Consider the following 15,542-nt stretch of genomic DNA (forward strand, 5'->3'; position numbering starts at 1 on the left):
AAAGGAGGCTGCCTGTGAAAACAGTTGATAAAGCCAATCAATTTATTCAGACAGAAAAAGGAAATGTCAATCCGCTTTTCAAACCGCAAGCCCATTTAATACCAGAAACAGGCTGGATGAACGACCCCAATGGATTTATCTACTTCCGTGGAGAATACCATTTGTTCTACCAATTCAACCCTTACGAAAGTGTTTGGGGACCGATGCACTGGGGTCATGCAAAAAGTAAGGACTTGGTCAACTGGGAACAACTTCCAGTTGCCCTAGCTCCTGATAAAGCCTACGATAAAGACGGCTGTTTCTCGGGCTCTGCTATTGTCAAAGATGATGTCCTCTGGCTCATGTACACAGGTCACATCGTCAATGAAGACGGGACAGTTAGCCAAGTTCAGAACATGGCCTTCTCGACTGACGGTATTCACTTTGAAAAAATCGAGCAGAATCCAGTCGCAACAGCAGATGGACTGCCAGAAGAAGTCATTGCCAATGACTTCCGCGATCCGAAGATTTTTGAGAAAGATGGTCACTACTACTCTGTTGTCGCAACCAAGCACAAGGACAATGTCGGCTGTATCGTCTTACTAAGCTCTCCCAACCTGACCGATTGGAAATTTGAGTCTATCTTCTTGAAAGGTGAGGCCCACCAAGGCTTTGTATGGGAATGTCCTGACTACTTTGAAGTGGACGGTCAAGAGTACCTGATTATCTCTCCAATGCGTTACCAAAAAGACGGAAATGACTTTATCAATATCAACTCCAACATCTTTGTGACAGGTCATGTGGACTGGGATAAGAAGGTCTTTGTGGCAGATTCCTTTAAGGAAATTGACCACGGACATGACTTCTACGCAGCTCAGACTACCGAAGGTTCTGAAGGTGAACGTATCATGGTAGCCTGGATGCATACCTGGGGTCGCAAATTGGTGACCAATGACCTAGGCCACAAGTGGTACGGTCAGATGACCCTTCCACGCATTCTCAAGAAGACTGAAAACGGATTGCGCCAAGTTCTGCCAACAAGTGTCTTGGAAGCCTTCAGCGATATTGAAATTGGACAAAGTATCCAAGGTCCAAGCAAGCTCTCTCTTAGACTGGAAGACAGTTTGGAACTAAAACTTGGAAGCGACCAAGATTACCTACAATTTGGTTACGATAAGGAAAGTCAAGAAGTCTATATTGACCGTAGTCACCTCAAAATCCAGCAAACTGGGGAAGAAGAGTGGCCAACGGTTCGCCGAGCAGTTACTGTCCAAGCAACAGACTTGTTGGTCTTGGTTGACACCAACTGTGTGGAAATCCTTGTCAACGACGGTCAAGAAACCTTGACATCGACTTTCTATATTGAGGGTGACTACCAAGTTACCGCTCTAGATTAACTGCCCCCTAAAATTCAAGACCTGCTTGTGCGGGTCTTTTCTAATGGGCCTGAGGTGTTTATCATCCCTTCCAGGCATTTTTTACAGAAAAAGAGTATAATGTTTGAAAAGTTTCCTTTGGGGGAGGTTAGGATGGAATTTAGGAGAAAAGCAGCTGGTATCGGTGTTTGTGCCATTATTGCCTTGGCCAGTCAGTGGCTGGGAAGTCAATTTCCGCTGGTTGGTGGAGCAGTCTTTGCCTTGATAATAGGACTGGTCTTAGCATTTTTTATCAAGGATAGCTATGTTTTGGATGCTGGATTGGCCTTTACATCTAAAAAAATATTGCAATATGCGGTTATTCTACTAGGGTTTGGTCTCAATCTGGGTGTCATCTGGGAGACTGGCAAGCAGTCCTTGCCTATTATCCTTGCGACAATTTCAACAGCCCTGCTAGTGGCCTATCTTGGGCACAAGTATTTTGCGATTGAAGCGCCGATTGCAATCCTGGTCGGAGTTGGTTCTTCGATTTGTGGGGGTTCTGCCATTGCAGCGACAGCGCCTGTTATCAAGGCCAAGGATGAAGAGGTTGCCCAAGCCATCTCGGTGATTTTTTTCTTTAATCTCTTGGCAGCACTGCTATTTCCCAGTTTAGGACAAATCCTGGGATTTTCCACCCAATCGGGTCAAGAATTTGGCTTGTTTGTAGGAACTGCCATCAATGATACCTCCTCTGTCACAGCGGCAGCAAGCACCTGGGATAATCTTTACCAGCTGGGAAGTCAGACCCTAGATACAGGTGTAACAGTCAAATTGACACGAACTCTGGCCATCATACCGATTACTCTTGTTCTGGCCATTCTGCAAGCCAAAAAAGCTCGGTCCAGCCAGTCAGATTTCTCGCTCAAAACGGTCTTTCCGACCTTTATCCTCTTTTTCCTTGGGGCCAGTCTTTTTACGACGATTTGGACTGGTCTGGGCTATTCTCAAGCAATTTTTGCGCCCATCAAGGATTTGTCTAAGTTCTTCATCACCATGGCCATGGCAGCGATTGGACTCAAGACAGACCTGCTTCATCTGCTCAGGACAGGTGGAAGAGCCATTCTGCTAGGGGCCAGCTGCTGGATTAGCATTACCTGCATCTCCCTCCTCTTGCAGTATCTGCTAGGGATGATTGGCTAGTCAGGAATTTATAAACCTGTATTTACAGTTCAACACCTTTAACTAAGGAAATTTTCTAAATGACATTTACTTGTAAATACAGCTTCTTAGAAAGTAAGCGAGGACTTGCTCACAAGAGCGGTCCTTTTATGGTATAATTAAATCTATGATTTCAGGAATTATCAATTTAAAAAAAGAGGCTGGCATGACCAGTCATGATGCGGTTTTCAAGCTCCGCAAGATCCTACAGGAAAAGAAAATTGGCCATGGCGGGACCCTGGACCCAGATGTGACAGGTGTTCTGCCCATTGCGGTTGGCAAGGCTACTCGCATGATTGAGTTCATGCAGGAGGAGGGCAAGGTCTACGAGGGCGAGATTACCATTGGCTACTCGACTACGACAGAAGATGCGTCCGGGGAAACTTTGGAGACGACGCCTGTTTTGGAAATAGCAGAGCAGGCAGTGGATGAGGCTATGGCTAGCTTTGTCGGTCGGATTACCCAGATTCCGCCTATGTACTCAGCTGTCAAGATCAATGGCCGTAAACTCTATGAATATGCACGAGCAGGAGAGCAGGTAGAGCGTCCCCAACGCCAGGTGGACATTTACAGCTTTGAACGCACTAGCCCTATTCAGCTGTCAGACGGCTGTGCCAGATTTACGTTCCGTGTCAAATGCGGCAAGGGAACCTATGTTCGGACCCTGTCTGTGGACCTGGGTGCCAAGCTAGGTTATGCCAGCCACATGTCCAAATTGGAGCGGACTGGTTCAGCAGGCATGTGCCTGGATGACGCCCTGACCTTGGAGGAAATAGCGGTCTTGGTTGCTAGAGATGATTTCTCCTTCCTTCGCCCCATTGAGCAAGGCATTGGTGATCTGCCGATTGTGACCTTGAATGAAGAGCAGGTGGCAGATGCTGGCTTTGGCCGTTTTCTCCAATTGGATGCCAGTGCAGACCGAGTAGCTGGCTTATATGAGGATAAGTTGATTGCTGTTTTTGAAAAACGAGACGACCTCTACAAACCAAGCAAGGTTTTTGCCTAGATTTCGTCCAAAAATATGATAAAATAAACTGTTATGGAAATTATAGAGATAAATGATTACAGGGATTTGAACCAGCAGGAGCCTACGGTGCTGGTTTTGGGTTATTTTGATGGGATTCACCTGGGCCACCAGGCACTCTTGCAGCGGGCCAGAAAAATTGCGGATCAAGAGGGGTTGACCGTGACGGTTTTGACCTTTCCTGAGTCACCCAAGCTGGCTTTTGCCCGCTTTTCGCTGGACTTACTCCTTCATTTGACCAGCCCGGAGCAACGCTACCAGCTCTTGGCAGACCATGGTGTAGACCGGCTATTTTTGACGCCCTTTACCAGTGAATTTGCCAGCAATCAGCCGGAGCAATTTGTAGAACGCTATATCAAGGGGCTCAAGGCTCAGGTCTTGGTGGCAGGTTTCGACTATCATTTTGGCAATTGCAGAGCAGATGTTACGACTTTGGCAGAACTGTTTGATGGTCGGGTTGAGGTTGTGGAGGCAGTGACCATGGGCGGTGAAAAAATTTCTTCCACCCGCATTCGCCAAGCTATTAAAGAAGGGAATGTCACCCTGGCTAATCAATTGTTGGGTCACACCTTTACGACTCAAGGCCTAGTTGTTCACGGGGATGCTAGAGGTCGAACCATTGGCTATCCTACCGCTAATTTGGCTCCTTACGACAGAGTTCATCTACCGTCGGACGGTGTTTATGTAGCAGATGTAGAGGTCGGTGGCCGACGTTACCGAGCCATGACCAGCGTAGGGAAAAATGTCACCTTTGATGGGACTGAACTGCGGATTGAGGCCCATATTTTTGACTTTGAAGACTTTATCTACGGAGAAAGCATGACTATTTTCTGGTTGGAAAAAATCCGTGACATGATTAAGTTTGATGGCATTGAGGCTCTGATGGAGCAGATGAAGAGTGATGAAGCCTATTCACTCAACTGGGGGCAGCATGATTAAAAAATGGGTCCAACACCCTATTTATGAAAAGGTCATGACCTATCTGGCCCTGGCCTACGTTCTTTTGATTGTCTTGGAACTACTGGATACCAGCCTTGTGTATAATTCTGGCTTTCAGACCTTGGATTGGTGCCTATGGTTCATTTTTGTAGTGGACTATTTCGTTCAGCTTTATTATGCAGAAGATAATCTGCAATACATACAGGACCATATCTTGGAATTGATTGCCATTATTCCTTTCGATTCGGTCTTTCGTTTCCTGCAGATTGGTCGGCTGGCGCGGCTTTTTCGCCTGGTCAAGGTTGCCCGCATTTTTGCTCTGTCCAATCGTTTCTGGGACACGCTCAATAAGCTCCTCCACACCAATAGCCTGTCCAAGGTTCTGATGCTCAATGTATCAGCTGTCCTAGTGGCCAGTGGGGTCCTGTCTATCATCGAGAAGAAGTCCTTCTTTGATGCCCTCTGGTGGTCTATTGTAACCATGACAACGGTTGGTTACGGGGATATTGTTCCTACGGATACTATTTCAAAAATTATGGCCATCCTCCTGATGTTGATTGGCATCTGCACCTTCGGTATGGTGACTTCGACCATTACCCGCTTTTTTACCGACAATGAGCGCGAGACCAAGATGGATATTCTCCTTGCCAAAATCGAGGAACAAGGTCTGAAGATTCAGGAGCTGGAGAAAAAAATCGACATTTTGATTAAGAAAGAGGAATAAATCCAGGAATAGCCTTGAAAACGTTCTAAAGTTACGATATAATATAAGTGATTAGGAATGTAGAAGGGAGCTGAAACAGATGATTACCTTGTTTTTATCGCCGAGCTGTACTAGTTGTCGCAAGGCGCGTACATGGTTGACCAATCATGAAGTCCCTTTTATTGAGCACAATATTATGACCAGTCCGCTGACTGCTGTCGAGCTTAAGCAAATTTTAGCCTTGACAGAAAATGGAACGGACGACCTCATTTCGACACGTTCTAAGGTTTTTCAAAAGTTGAATGTGGATGTCGATGACCTGTCCATTGGTCAATTGATTGAATTGATAGAAACCTATCCGAGTCTCTTGCGTCGTCCCATTATCTTGGATGAAAAGCGGATGCAGATTGGGTTTAACGAAGATGAAATCCGTGCCTTCCTTCCTAGAAAATACCGTAAACAAGAATTAAAAAATGCTACATTGCGAGCAGAAATAGGATAAATTGATATGAACAAAAATTATTCATATCCACTTGATTTTTCGTGGAGCACAGAGGAGATTTCCTCCGTGCTTTCTTTTTTGAATCAGGTGGAGCTGGCCTATGAAAAGGGAGCTGATGCAGGACAGGTTTTGACAGCCTACCGTGCCTTCAAGGAAGTGGTTCCCAGTAAGGCCCAAGAAAAGCAAATTGACCGTGATTTTGAGGATGTTTCTGGCTACTCTAGCTACCGTGTAGTCAAGGCTGCCAAAGAAAGGCAGAAGGGGGTGGTCAGACTTGGACGCTAAATACCAGTTTGCCCTGACGATTGTCAAGGAAGCCGGGGACTTTCTCCTGGAACATCTGGACGACCAGTTGGAAATCACTGCAAAGACTAATCCCCAGGACTTGGTAACCCATGTGGATATGGCTATCCAGGAGCGTCTCAGTCAGGCTATTTTATCGCATTATTCTGACGACCATATCTTTGGTGAAGAAGGTGGCGATGTTTCCAGCATTGATACTGGTCATGTCTGGGTCATCGACCCTATTGACGGGACCACGAATTTTATCGCGCAGAAGGCGGATTTTGCCATTATGCTGGCTTATTTTGAAGAAGGAAAAGGGATTTTTGCGGTCATTTACGATCTCATGAATGATGAGATTTTGCATGGTGGTGCTAACTATCCTGTCAAGCTCAATGACCAACTCTTGCCTGCTCCCCAGAAGAAGGATTTTGCCTACAGTTTGCTGGGGCTCAATGCCAAGATTTATGCAGAAAATGCCTATGGTTTGCGGGATTTGGCCCAGCAAACCCTGGGGACGCGATCGGTAGGAAGTGCTGGGATTGGCTTTTTACAGGTTTTGAAGGGTCGTCTTCTGGCCTACGCTTCCTATATTTACCCCTGGGATTATGCGGCAGCAGCCATACTTGGTCAGGCCCTTGGGTTCAGTCTCCTGAGTTTGGAAAATGACCAGCCACTTTACCAGGGACGGGAGTATGTTCTCTTGGTGGCCGACGCCAATGTTGAAGAAGTAAAAAGGTATCTGACATCATGAATTTACCACAAGATTTTATTGATAAATATAGTGAATTGCTTGGACCAGAAGCCCAAGCATTTTTTGAGAGTTTTGACCAGCCAGCTGTTTCAGGGTTTCGTACCAATCCGCTTAAAGAGGCCCAGATGGAATTTGTGGATGCCATTCCGGACATGCCCTGGTCTTACTATGGCAAAGTTTCAGGAAAATCCCCTGAGCACGTGACAGGTCTGGTCTATTCCCAGGAACCGGCCGCTCAGATTGTCGGTCAAGTAGCTGCGCCTGCAAAAGGGATGAAAGTCCTGGACTTGGCGGCAGCCCCAGGAGGCAAGTCGACCCACCTGCTTTCCTATCTGGATAATACTGGCCTCTTGGTCAGTAACGAAATATCGACCAAGCGTTCCAAGATTTTAGCTGAAAATATTGAACGGTTTGGTGCCAGAAATGTTATCGTGACCAATGAATCGGCCGACCGTTTGGCAAAGGTTTTCCCTTCCTATTTCGATATGATTGTTCTGGATGCCCCCTGCTCAGGTGAGGGTATGTTCCGCAAGGATTCGGATGCCATTCAGTACTGGTCAGCAGACTACCCGGCCCAATGTGCGGCTCTACAGAGAGAAATCTTGGAGTCTGCAATAGAGATGCTGGCTCCCCAGGGACAACTGATTTATTCAACCTGCACCTGGTCGCCTGAGGAAAACGAAGAAATTGTAGCCTGGTTAGTAGAAGAATTTCATCTAGAGTTGGTGGATATTCCTAAAATAAATGGAATGGTGGAGGGCATTGGCTATCCTGAGACGGCTCGTATGTATCCGCACCATTTCAAGGGGGAAGGGCAGTTTGTGGCCAAGTTCCGCTATGTCGGTCAGGGAAGAAGCAAGAAAGTCAAGTCTGGCAAGTCCAATCTCAACCGGGAACAAAGCCAGCTCTGGAAGGAGTTTGCGGAACAGCAGTTGCGGGTTCAGTTGGACGGTCTCCTGCAGGTCTTTGGCGACAATCTCTATCTCTTGCCTGCCGGTCTGCCAGACTTATCCAAGGTTAAGATTGCCCGAAATGGTCTTCATCTGGGCATTTTCAAGAAGAAACGTTTTGAGCCAAGTTTTGCCCTTGGTCTTGCCCTGAACAGCCATGAGGTGAAAAAACGAGTGGATATTGGCTTGGATGATTTCACCGCCTATGTGGCTGGTCAGCCTCTTGAAGTGTCCAAGGATTTGCCTAATGGTTGGTATCAGGTAGCGGTTGTTGGAAATGGTCTGGGATTTGCAAAAATTGTCAATGGGACCTTGAAAAACAGCTTTCCCAAAGGCCTTCGTTTTTAAGAGATGCAAGCAGATTATTTTTGCAACTTGCACGGTTATATGTTATAGTGGAATGGTGGAAAAATCTTGTAAATTCTATGTAAAAAATACATAAAATAGAGGAGATTCCACTGAAAAATGTAAAGGAAAAAACGACATGAAAAAAAAGCATAAGCTAGGTATTGCAGCTTTATTTTTAGTTTCTAGTTTGGCCCTTTCTGCTTGCTCGTCATGGATTGATCGTGGAGAATCCATTACAGCAGTAGGGTCGACAGCCCTCCAACCCCTGGTTGAGGCGGCAGCGGATGAATTTGGCTCTGTCAACATCGGTAAGTCTGTCAATGTCCAAGGTGGTGGTTCGGGTACTGGTTTGTCACAGGTTCAGTCAGGAGCTGTCCAAATTGGTAACTCAGACGTATTTGCTGAGGAGAAAGATGGGATTGATGCCAGCCAGCTGGTGGACCATCAGGTAGCAGTTGCAGGTCTAGCGGTCATTGTCAACGAAGAGGTGACAGTAGACGACATCTCGACAGAGGACTTGCGTAAAATCTTCACTGGTGAGATTACCAACTGGAAGGAGCTAGGTGGTAAAGACCTTCCAATTTCCATTATCAACCGTGCAGCAAGTTCGGGTTCTCGTGCGACCTTTGACGGCATCATCATGCAAGGTGAAAAAGCCATTCAAAGTCAGGAACAGGATTCAAACGGGATGGTTAAGTCCATTGTAGCCCAAACGCCAGGAGCGATTTCTTATTTGGCCTTTGCCTATCTAGATGAGTCAGTTCATACCATTAAATTGAACGGGTTTGAACCGACGGCTGAAAATGTAGCGACCAACGACTGGCCAATCTGGGCTTACGAGCACATGTACACTAAGGGCGAGCCTGAAGGTTTGACCAAGGAATTCTTGGACTACATGTATTCAGAAGAAGTCCAAGAAGGTATCGTTGTCAGCATGGGCTATATTTCGATGAATGCCATGAAGGTTGAAAAGACAGCTGATGGCGTGGTCACAGAGAAGGAGTAGAAATGAAAAATCAACAACTTGAAAAAGAATTGTCAACCCCTTCCAGGAACTCTCGTTTAGAGAAATTTGGTCAAATTTTGACCTTCCTTTGCTTGAGCTTGATTGTCTTCATCGTTGCCATGATTTTGATTTTCGTGGCCCAACGCGGACTTTCGACCTTCTTTGTGGATGGCATTAGCATTGTAGATTTCTTGTTCGGTGACAAGTGGGAACCGGCATCCAAAACTTTTGGTGCCCTACCAATGATTTCTGGTTCCTTTATCGTTACCATCCTGTCAGCAATGATTGCAACGCCGATTGCTATCGGAGCAGCAGTCTTTATGACAGAGATTTCACCAAAACGTGGTGCTAAGATTCTCCAGCCAGTTATCGAATTGCTAGTCGGTATTCCATCAGTAGTTTATGGTTTCATCGGTTTGCAGGTGGTGGTACCCTTTGTCCGCTCCATCTTTGGCGGGACAGGTTTTGGTATCTTGTCAGGTGTATTCGTACTCTTCGTCATGATTTTGCCAACTGTAACCTTTATGACAGTGGACAGCTTGAAGGCCGTTCCTCGTCACTACCGTGAGGCAAGTTTGGCCATGGGTTCGACGCGTTGGCAGACTATCTGGCGCGTTATTCTGAACGCAGCTAAACCAGGTATTTTCACAGCTGTTATCTTCGGTATGGCCCGTGCATTTGGTGAGGCCTTGGCTATTCAGATGGTGGTGGGTAACTCAGCGGTTATCCCAACGTCCTTGACAACACCTGCTGCGACCCTGACCTCTGTCTTGACCATGGGTATCGGTAACACGGTAATGGGAACGGTCCAGAACAACGTCCTCTGGTCACTGGCCCTTGTCTTGCTCTTGATGAGCTTGGTCTTCAATATGATTATGAAATTTATTACGAGAGAGGGTAAGAAAAACTATGCACGCTAAGAAAATGGATAAACTGGCGACTGGTATTCTTTACTCTATCGCTACAGTTATCGTCGTTATTTTGACAGCCCTTATCCTCTTTATCCTATTAAGAGGGTTGCCTCATGTAGACTGGCATTTCTTGACCAGCAAATCATCTTCCTATAAAGCAGGTGGTGGTGTTGGTATCCAACTCTACAATTCCTTCTTCCTCTTGGTTGTAACGCTTTTGATTTCAGTTCCTCTGTCAACTGGTGCTGGTATCTACCTAGCGGAATATGCTAAGAAAGGTCCGTTGACCAACTTTATCCGTACCTGTATTGAAATCTTGTCCTCTCTGCCATCGGTAGTCGTTGGTTTGTTTGGTTACTTGATTTTCGTTGTCCAGTTTGAATATGGTTTCTCTATCATCTCAGGTGCCTTGGCCCTGACTGTATTCAACCTGCCACAGATGACCCGTAACGTTGAGGATAGCCTGCGCCACGTTCACCATACACAACGTGAGGCCGGTTTGGCCCTTGGGTTGTCACGCTGGGAAACTGTTCTACACGTGGTCATTCCTGAGGCTTTGCCAGGTATTGTTACTGGTATTGTCCTTGCATCCGGTCGTATCTTCGGTGAAGCAGCAGCTCTGATTTATACCGCTGGTCAATCAGCTCCGGCTCTTGATTGGTCCAACTGGAACCCGCTCAGCGTTACCAGCCCGATTTCGATTTTCCGTCAGTCAGAAACCCTAGCGGTTCATATCTGGAAGGTCAACAGTGAGGGAACGATTCCTGATGCGACACAAGTATCTGCAGGTTCTGCAGCCATCCTCTTGGTATTTATCTTGATTTTCAACCTTTCTGCCCGTTATATCGGTAAGAAACTTCATGCGAAAATGACTTCTGCAGCATAAGCAGTCGACTTATAAGGAGAAAAAATGGCAGAATATAACTGGAATGAACGCCATATCATTACCTTCCCAGAAGAAAAAATTGCCCTTTCGACAAAGGATGTACATGTTTACTACGGTAAAAATGAAGCTATCAAGGGCATTGATATGCAGTTCGAGAAAAATAAAATCACAGCCTTGATTGGTCCGTCAGGTTGTGGGAAATCGACTTACCTTCGCAGTCTCAATCGGATGAATGATACCATTGATATTGCCAAGGTAACCGGCCAAATCCTCTATGAAGGAATTGACATTAACAAGTCAAACATGAACGTTTACGAAATCCGTAAGCACATCGGTATGGTTTTCCAACGTCCCAACCCATTTGCTAAGTCCATCTACAAAAACATTACCTTTGCCCATGAGCGTGCAGGTGTCAAGGACAAGCAAGTCTTGGATGAAATCGTGGAAACCTCGCTCAAGCAAGCAGCCCTCTGGGACCAGGTCAAAGACGATTTGCACAAGTCAGCCTTTACCTTGTCAGGTGGTCAGCAGCAACGCCTCTGTATCGCGCGTGCTATCTCTGTAAAACCACAGATTTTGCTTATGGATGAGCCAGCTTCAGCCCTGGACCCAATTGCGACGATGCAGTTGGAAGAAACCATGTTTGAACTCAAGAAGAATTATACGATTATCATCGTGACTCACAACATGCAACAAGCAGCCCGGGCCAGCGATTATACAGCCTTCTTCTACCTGGGTGATTTGATTGAGTATGATAAGACATCAAACGTCTTCCAAAATGCCAAACTCAAGTCAACCAGCGACTACGTTTCAGGACACTTCGGATAGAAAGGAGACACCATGACAACACCTATTTTACAAGTAAAAGATTTGTCTGTTTACTACAATAAGAAAAAGGCTTTGAACAGCGTCTCTATTGATTTCTACCCAAATGAGATTACAGCCTTGATTGGTCCCTCAGGTTCTGGTAAATCAACGCTTTTGCGGTCTATCAACCGTATGGGCGATTTGAACCCAGAAGTAACCTTGACAGGAGCTATTGATTACAACGGCAAGAATATTTATAGTCCACGCACAGATACTGTTGACTTGCGCAAGGAAATCGGGATGGTCTTTCAGCAACCCAACCCATTCCCAATGACCATTTATGAGAATGTTGTCTATGGTCTTCGTATCAATGGTATCAAGGATAAGGCCGTCTTGGATGAGGCAGTAGAACGTTCGCTCAAAGGTGCTTCTATCTGGGATGAGGTCAAGGATCGTCTCCATGACTCGGCCTTGGGTTTGTCAGGTGGTCAGCAGCAACGTGTTTGTGTGGCCCGTGTATTGGCAACCAGTCCTAAGATTATTTTGATGGATGAGCCTACCTCGGCCCTTGACCCGATTTCGGCTGGTAAGATCGAAGATACGCTCTATGGCTTGAAAGAAAAGTACACCATGGTTCTGGTTACCCGTTCTATGCAGCAGGCGTCCCGTATCTCAGACCGTACTGGTTTCTTCTTGGATGGCGACTTGATTGAGTACAATAAGACCAAGGAAATGTTCTTGAATCCAGCTCGCAAGGAAACCGAAGACTATATTACTGGTAAATTCGGTTAATCTTCATTTAGATATAGAAAAGAGATATATATGTTAAGAGCACAATTTGAAGAAGAATTAGGAAAATTGCATAATCAATTCTATGCCATGGGGAACGAAGTACAGGCGCAAATCAACAATGCAGTCCGTGCCTTTACAACTCATGACCGTGAATTGGCTAAGGAAGTCATCGAGGCAGATAGCAAAATCAATGAATTTGAAGTCAAACTTGAGAAAAAGTCACTTGAAATCATTGCCTTGCAACAGCCTGTATCAACAGACTTGCGCCGTGTTATCACTGTCTTGAAAGCAACCAGCGACTTGGAGCGTATGGGAGACCATGCTGTTTCTATCGCCAAGGCGACTATCCGCATGAAGGGTGAAGTTCGTATCCAGATTGTTGAAGATGAAATCAAGAAGATGGGTAAAGAAGTCCGTAATCTGGTAGAAGCGGCTCTGGATCTCTACTTGAATGCATCAGAAATCGAAATAGCCTACGAAGTGGCAGCTCGTGATGAAATCATCAATAATTTCTACGCGACAATCCAGGAATTGACCACTGAAGAAATCAAGAAAAATCCGGACGCTTTGATTGCCGGACGTGATTACTTCCAAGTCTTGACCTACCTGGAGCGTGTAGGGGATTACGCGAAAAATATCTGTGAGTGGATGGTCTATCTCCGCACAGGTGATATCACAGAATTGTAAGAATAGCATAAACTATTGAAGTCTTTAGCATCCGTCTAGAGGCTTTTTTCTTGGGTTCTGTGTCTTGATTGTTGGGGTGAGAGTTAGGGTCTGCTTCTCAGGGGAATCGTCTGCTTTTAGTAGGAATTGGCGCTAAAATATGGTATAATGAAGGGTATTCGTTGGAATGTTTTAATACTCTTCGAAAATCAAAAATATCCGTCGTCAAGTGCCTTGGTGAGTGAAAAGCTCCGGGGGAGGTTTTCAGCCTGTCTCCTTGAAACGAGAGAACGACAGAGTTCTACCTTCGGCGTTTTTGAGGCGAACAAGTTCGCTCTATTTCCAGCCTTCAACTGTTCCCCAAACAGTTGAAGCTAGGCTAGATTGATTTTCATTAAGTATAACTAGAAAAATAAGGGATGAACATGACAGAAGAAATCAAAGATTTACAAGAAAAAGCCCAGGAATATGATGCCAGTCAAATTCAGGTCCTAGAGGGACTGGAGGCTGTTCGCATGCGTCCGGGTATGTATATCGGGTCTACTTCTAAAGAAGGCCTCCACCACCTGGTTTGGGAAATCGTCGACAACTCGATTGACGAGGCACTGGCAGGCTTTGCCAGCAAGATTGAAGTCTTTATTGAGCCAGATAATTCGATTACGGTTGTTGACAATGGCCGTGGTATCCCGGTTGATATTCAGGAAAAAACAGGTCGTCCGGCCGTTGAGACAGTCTTTACCGTTCTCCACGCCGGTGGTAAATTTGGCGGTGGCGGCTACAAGGTGTCAGGTGGTTTGCACGGTGTAGGTTCATCGGTCGTCAATGCCCTGTCTACCCAGCTGGATGTCCATGTCTATAAAAATGGTCAGGTATATTATCAAGAATACCGTCGTGGTGAAGTGGTAGATGATTTGAAGGTCATTGGTGAGACAGACCGCAATGGTACTACCGTTCACTTTATTCCAGACCCAGAAATCTTCACGGAAACGACCGAGTTTGACTTTGCTAAGCTCAATAAACGTATCCAGGAATTGGCCTTCCTCAACCGTGGTTTGCAGTTGACCATCAGCGATAAGCGTGAGGGGCAGGAGCAGACCAAGGAGTACCACTATGAGGGCGGTATTGCCTCTTACGTGGAATATCTCAATGAAAATAAGGATGTCATCTTTGAGACGCCGATTTACACAGACGGTGAGATGGATGACATCACCGTCGAAGTGGCCATGCAGTACACGACCAGCTACCATGAAAATGTGGTCAGCTTTGCCAACAATATCCATACCCATGAAGGCGGTACCCATGAGCAAGGTTTCCGTACGGCCCTGACTCGTGTTATCAATGACTATGCTAAGAAAAATAAAATCCTCAAGGAAAATGAGGACAATCTGACTGGTGAGGATGTTCGTGAGGGTCTGACCGCCGTTATCTCTGTCAAGCACCCTGGACCGCAGTTTGAAGGTCAGACCAAGACCAAGCTGGGCAACAGCGAAGTTGTTAAAATCACCAACCGTCTCTTCTCAGACGCCTTTGCGGAGTTTCTTTTGGAAAATCCACAAATTGCCCGTCGAATTGTAGAAAAAGGCATTCTGGCCAGCAAGGCTCGTATTGCTGCCAAGCGGGCGCGTGAAGTCACCCGTAAGAAGTCAGGTTTGGAGATTTCCAACCTGCCTGGTAAATTGGCTGATTGTTCGTCAAATGACGCGACTAAGACAGAGCTCTTTATCGTCGAAGGGGATTCGGCTGGTGGTTCGGCTAAATCTGGTCGTGACCGTGAGTTCCAGGCCATTCTGCCTATCCGTGGTAAGATTTTGAACGTGGAAAAGGCCAGCATGGATAAAATCCTGGCCAACGAAGAAATCCGTAGTCTCTTTACAGCTATGGGGACTGGTTTTGGGGCAGATTTTGATGTTGAGAAAGCACGCTACCAAAAATTGGTCATCATGACCGATGCCGATGTCGACGGAGCTCATATCCGAACCCTTCTCTTGACCCTCTTTTACCGTTACATGCGTCCGATTGTCGAAGCGGGTTACGTCTATATTGCCCAGCCACCAATCTATGGTGTCAAGGTCGGAAGTGAGATTAAGGAATACATCCAACCAGGAGCCAATCAAGAACAAGAACTCCAGGCAGCCTTAGAAAGACATAGTACAGGACGTTCCAAGCCAACCATTCAGCGGTACAAAGGTTTGGGAGAAATGGACGATCACCAGCTCTGGGAAACAACCATGAATCCTGAAAATCGTCTTATGGCACAAGTTTCAGTAGATGATGCTGCTGAGGCAGATAAAATCTTTGATATGTTGATGGGAGACAAGGTTGAACCCCGTCGCGAGTTTATCGAGGAAAATGCGGTTTACTCAACATTGGATATTTAGAACATATTCACTGAAAAAAATTGTGCACTAGCTAGCAAT

General features: G+C 46.0%; 16 protein-coding genes. All 16 read left to right on the forward strand.

All coding sequences use genetic code 11. The features are described from left to right. Positions 1–14 precede the first annotated feature (14 nt). The 16 genes from ACVC7T_RS05845 (at position 15) to gyrB (ending at position 15,503) form a co-directional block, all read left to right on the forward strand. The gene (locus ACVC7T_RS05845; RefSeq protein ID WP_447262619.1) at positions 15–1,376 is read left to right on the forward strand and encodes a glycoside hydrolase family 32 protein; all 1,362 of its coding nucleotides are present in this window, start codon (positions 15–17) and stop codon (positions 1,374–1,376) included. 132 nt (positions 1,377–1,508) lie between these two features. Beyond that, complete coding sequence (locus ACVC7T_RS05850) at positions 1,509–2,537, forward strand: YeiH family protein (protein ID WP_105111005.1); 1,029 nt, start codon at positions 1,509–1,511, stop codon at positions 2,535–2,537. 148 nt (positions 2,538–2,685) lie between these two features. Continuing rightward, positions 2,686–3,561 carry a tRNA pseudouridine(55) synthase TruB gene (truB, locus tag ACVC7T_RS05855; RefSeq protein ID WP_394719006.1) on the forward strand — a complete coding sequence of 292 codons (876 nt, stop codon included), beginning with the start codon at positions 2,686–2,688 and terminating at the stop codon, positions 3,559–3,561. A gap of 33 nt (positions 3,562–3,594) precedes the next feature. Beyond that, positions 3,595–4,518 carry a bifunctional riboflavin kinase/FAD synthetase gene (locus ACVC7T_RS05860; protein ID WP_447262620.1) on the forward strand — a complete coding sequence of 308 codons (924 nt, stop codon included), beginning with the start codon at positions 3,595–3,597 and terminating at the stop codon, positions 4,516–4,518. Beyond that, positions 4,511–5,242: a potassium channel family protein gene (locus tag ACVC7T_RS05865; RefSeq protein WP_105110984.1), complete on the forward strand. Its 732-nt coding sequence runs from the start codon at positions 4,511–4,513 to the stop codon at positions 5,240–5,242. Before ACVC7T_RS05860 ends, ACVC7T_RS05865 begins: the two co-directional genes overlap by 8 nt. A gap of 79 nt (positions 5,243–5,321) precedes the next feature. After that, positions 5,322–5,723 carry a Spx/MgsR family RNA polymerase-binding regulatory protein gene (locus ACVC7T_RS05870; protein ID WP_105110983.1) on the forward strand — a complete coding sequence of 134 codons (402 nt, stop codon included), beginning with the start codon at positions 5,322–5,324 and terminating at the stop codon, positions 5,721–5,723. Positions 5,724–5,729: 6 nt separating this feature from the next. Then, complete coding sequence (locus ACVC7T_RS05875; RefSeq protein ID WP_447262621.1) at positions 5,730–6,008, forward strand: UPF0223 family protein; 279 nt, start codon at positions 5,730–5,732, stop codon at positions 6,006–6,008. Further along, on the forward strand, positions 5,998–6,759 hold the full coding sequence (locus ACVC7T_RS05880; protein ID WP_172062062.1) for an inositol monophosphatase family protein: 762 nt from the start codon (positions 5,998–6,000) through the stop codon (positions 6,757–6,759). Before ACVC7T_RS05875 ends, ACVC7T_RS05880 begins: the two co-directional genes overlap by 11 nt. Further along, positions 6,756–8,057, forward strand: a complete 1,302-nt coding sequence (locus tag ACVC7T_RS05885; protein ID WP_394731865.1) for an RsmF rRNA methyltransferase first C-terminal domain-containing protein — start codon at positions 6,756–6,758, stop codon at positions 8,055–8,057. The genes ACVC7T_RS05880 and ACVC7T_RS05885 overlap by 4 nt, the downstream gene beginning before the upstream one ends. 136 nt (positions 8,058–8,193) lie before the next feature. Next, on the forward strand, positions 8,194–9,063 hold the full coding sequence (locus ACVC7T_RS05890) for a phosphate ABC transporter substrate-binding protein PstS family protein (RefSeq protein WP_447262622.1): 870 nt from the start codon (positions 8,194–8,196) through the stop codon (positions 9,061–9,063). Between the two features lie 2 nt (positions 9,064–9,065). Then, entirely contained in the window at positions 9,066–9,983 is a 918-nt protein-coding gene (pstC, locus tag ACVC7T_RS05895) for a phosphate ABC transporter permease subunit PstC (protein ID WP_447262623.1), read from the forward strand. Next, positions 9,973–10,860, forward strand: coding sequence for a phosphate ABC transporter permease PstA (gene pstA, locus ACVC7T_RS05900; protein ID WP_105123236.1), 888 nt, complete (start codon positions 9,973–9,975; stop codon positions 10,858–10,860). The genes pstC and pstA overlap by 11 nt, the downstream gene beginning before the upstream one ends. A 24-nt stretch (positions 10,861–10,884) precedes the next feature. Continuing rightward, entirely contained in the window at positions 10,885–11,688 is an 804-nt protein-coding gene (gene pstB / locus ACVC7T_RS05905) for a phosphate ABC transporter ATP-binding protein PstB (RefSeq protein WP_105110976.1), read from the forward strand. 12 nt (positions 11,689–11,700) lie between these two features. Beyond that, positions 11,701–12,459, forward strand: a complete 759-nt coding sequence (gene pstB, locus ACVC7T_RS05910) for a phosphate ABC transporter ATP-binding protein PstB (RefSeq protein WP_447262624.1) — start codon at positions 11,701–11,703, stop codon at positions 12,457–12,459. Positions 12,460–12,489: 30 nt separating this feature from the next. Continuing rightward, positions 12,490–13,146: a phosphate signaling complex protein PhoU gene (phoU, locus tag ACVC7T_RS05915; protein ID WP_105123238.1), complete on the forward strand. Its 657-nt coding sequence runs from the start codon at positions 12,490–12,492 to the stop codon at positions 13,144–13,146. A gap of 404 nt (positions 13,147–13,550) precedes the next feature. Next, the gene (gyrB, locus tag ACVC7T_RS05920) at positions 13,551–15,503 is read left to right on the forward strand and encodes a DNA topoisomerase (ATP-hydrolyzing) subunit B (protein ID WP_105110973.1); all 1,953 of its coding nucleotides are present in this window, start codon (positions 13,551–13,553) and stop codon (positions 15,501–15,503) included. Positions 15,504–15,542 lie beyond the last annotated feature (39 nt).

This window comes from Streptococcus sp. P25B114, assembly GCF_053010325.1.

Coding starts and splice junctions, on each gene's coding strand:
- ACVC7T_RS05850 (WP_105111005.1), top strand. CDS start 1,509: ATGGAATTTAGGAGAAAAGCAGCTGGTATCGGTGTTTGTGCCATTATT.
- ACVC7T_RS05860 (WP_447262620.1), top strand. CDS start 3,595: ATGGAAATTATAGAGATAAATGATTACAGGGATTTGAACCAGCAGGAG.
- ACVC7T_RS05865 (WP_105110984.1), top strand. CDS start 4,511: ATGATTAAAAAATGGGTCCAACACCCTATTTATGAAAAGGTCATGACC.
- ACVC7T_RS05870 (WP_105110983.1), top strand. CDS start 5,322: ATGATTACCTTGTTTTTATCGCCGAGCTGTACTAGTTGTCGCAAGGCG.
- ACVC7T_RS05875 (WP_447262621.1), top strand. CDS start 5,730: ATGAACAAAAATTATTCATATCCACTTGATTTTTCGTGGAGCACAGAG.
- ACVC7T_RS05885 (WP_394731865.1), top strand. CDS start 6,756: ATGAATTTACCACAAGATTTTATTGATAAATATAGTGAATTGCTTGGA.
- ACVC7T_RS05890 (WP_447262622.1), top strand. CDS start 8,194: ATGAAAAAAAAGCATAAGCTAGGTATTGCAGCTTTATTTTTAGTTTCT.
- pstC (WP_447262623.1), top strand. CDS start 9,066: ATGAAAAATCAACAACTTGAAAAAGAATTGTCAACCCCTTCCAGGAAC.
- pstA (WP_105123236.1), top strand. CDS start 9,973: ATGCACGCTAAGAAAATGGATAAACTGGCGACTGGTATTCTTTACTCT.
- pstB (WP_105110976.1), top strand. CDS start 10,885: ATGGCAGAATATAACTGGAATGAACGCCATATCATTACCTTCCCAGAA.
- pstB (WP_447262624.1), top strand. CDS start 11,701: ATGACAACACCTATTTTACAAGTAAAAGATTTGTCTGTTTACTACAAT.
- phoU (WP_105123238.1), top strand. CDS start 12,490: ATGTTAAGAGCACAATTTGAAGAAGAATTAGGAAAATTGCATAATCAA.
- gyrB (WP_105110973.1), top strand. CDS start 13,551: ATGACAGAAGAAATCAAAGATTTACAAGAAAAAGCCCAGGAATATGAT.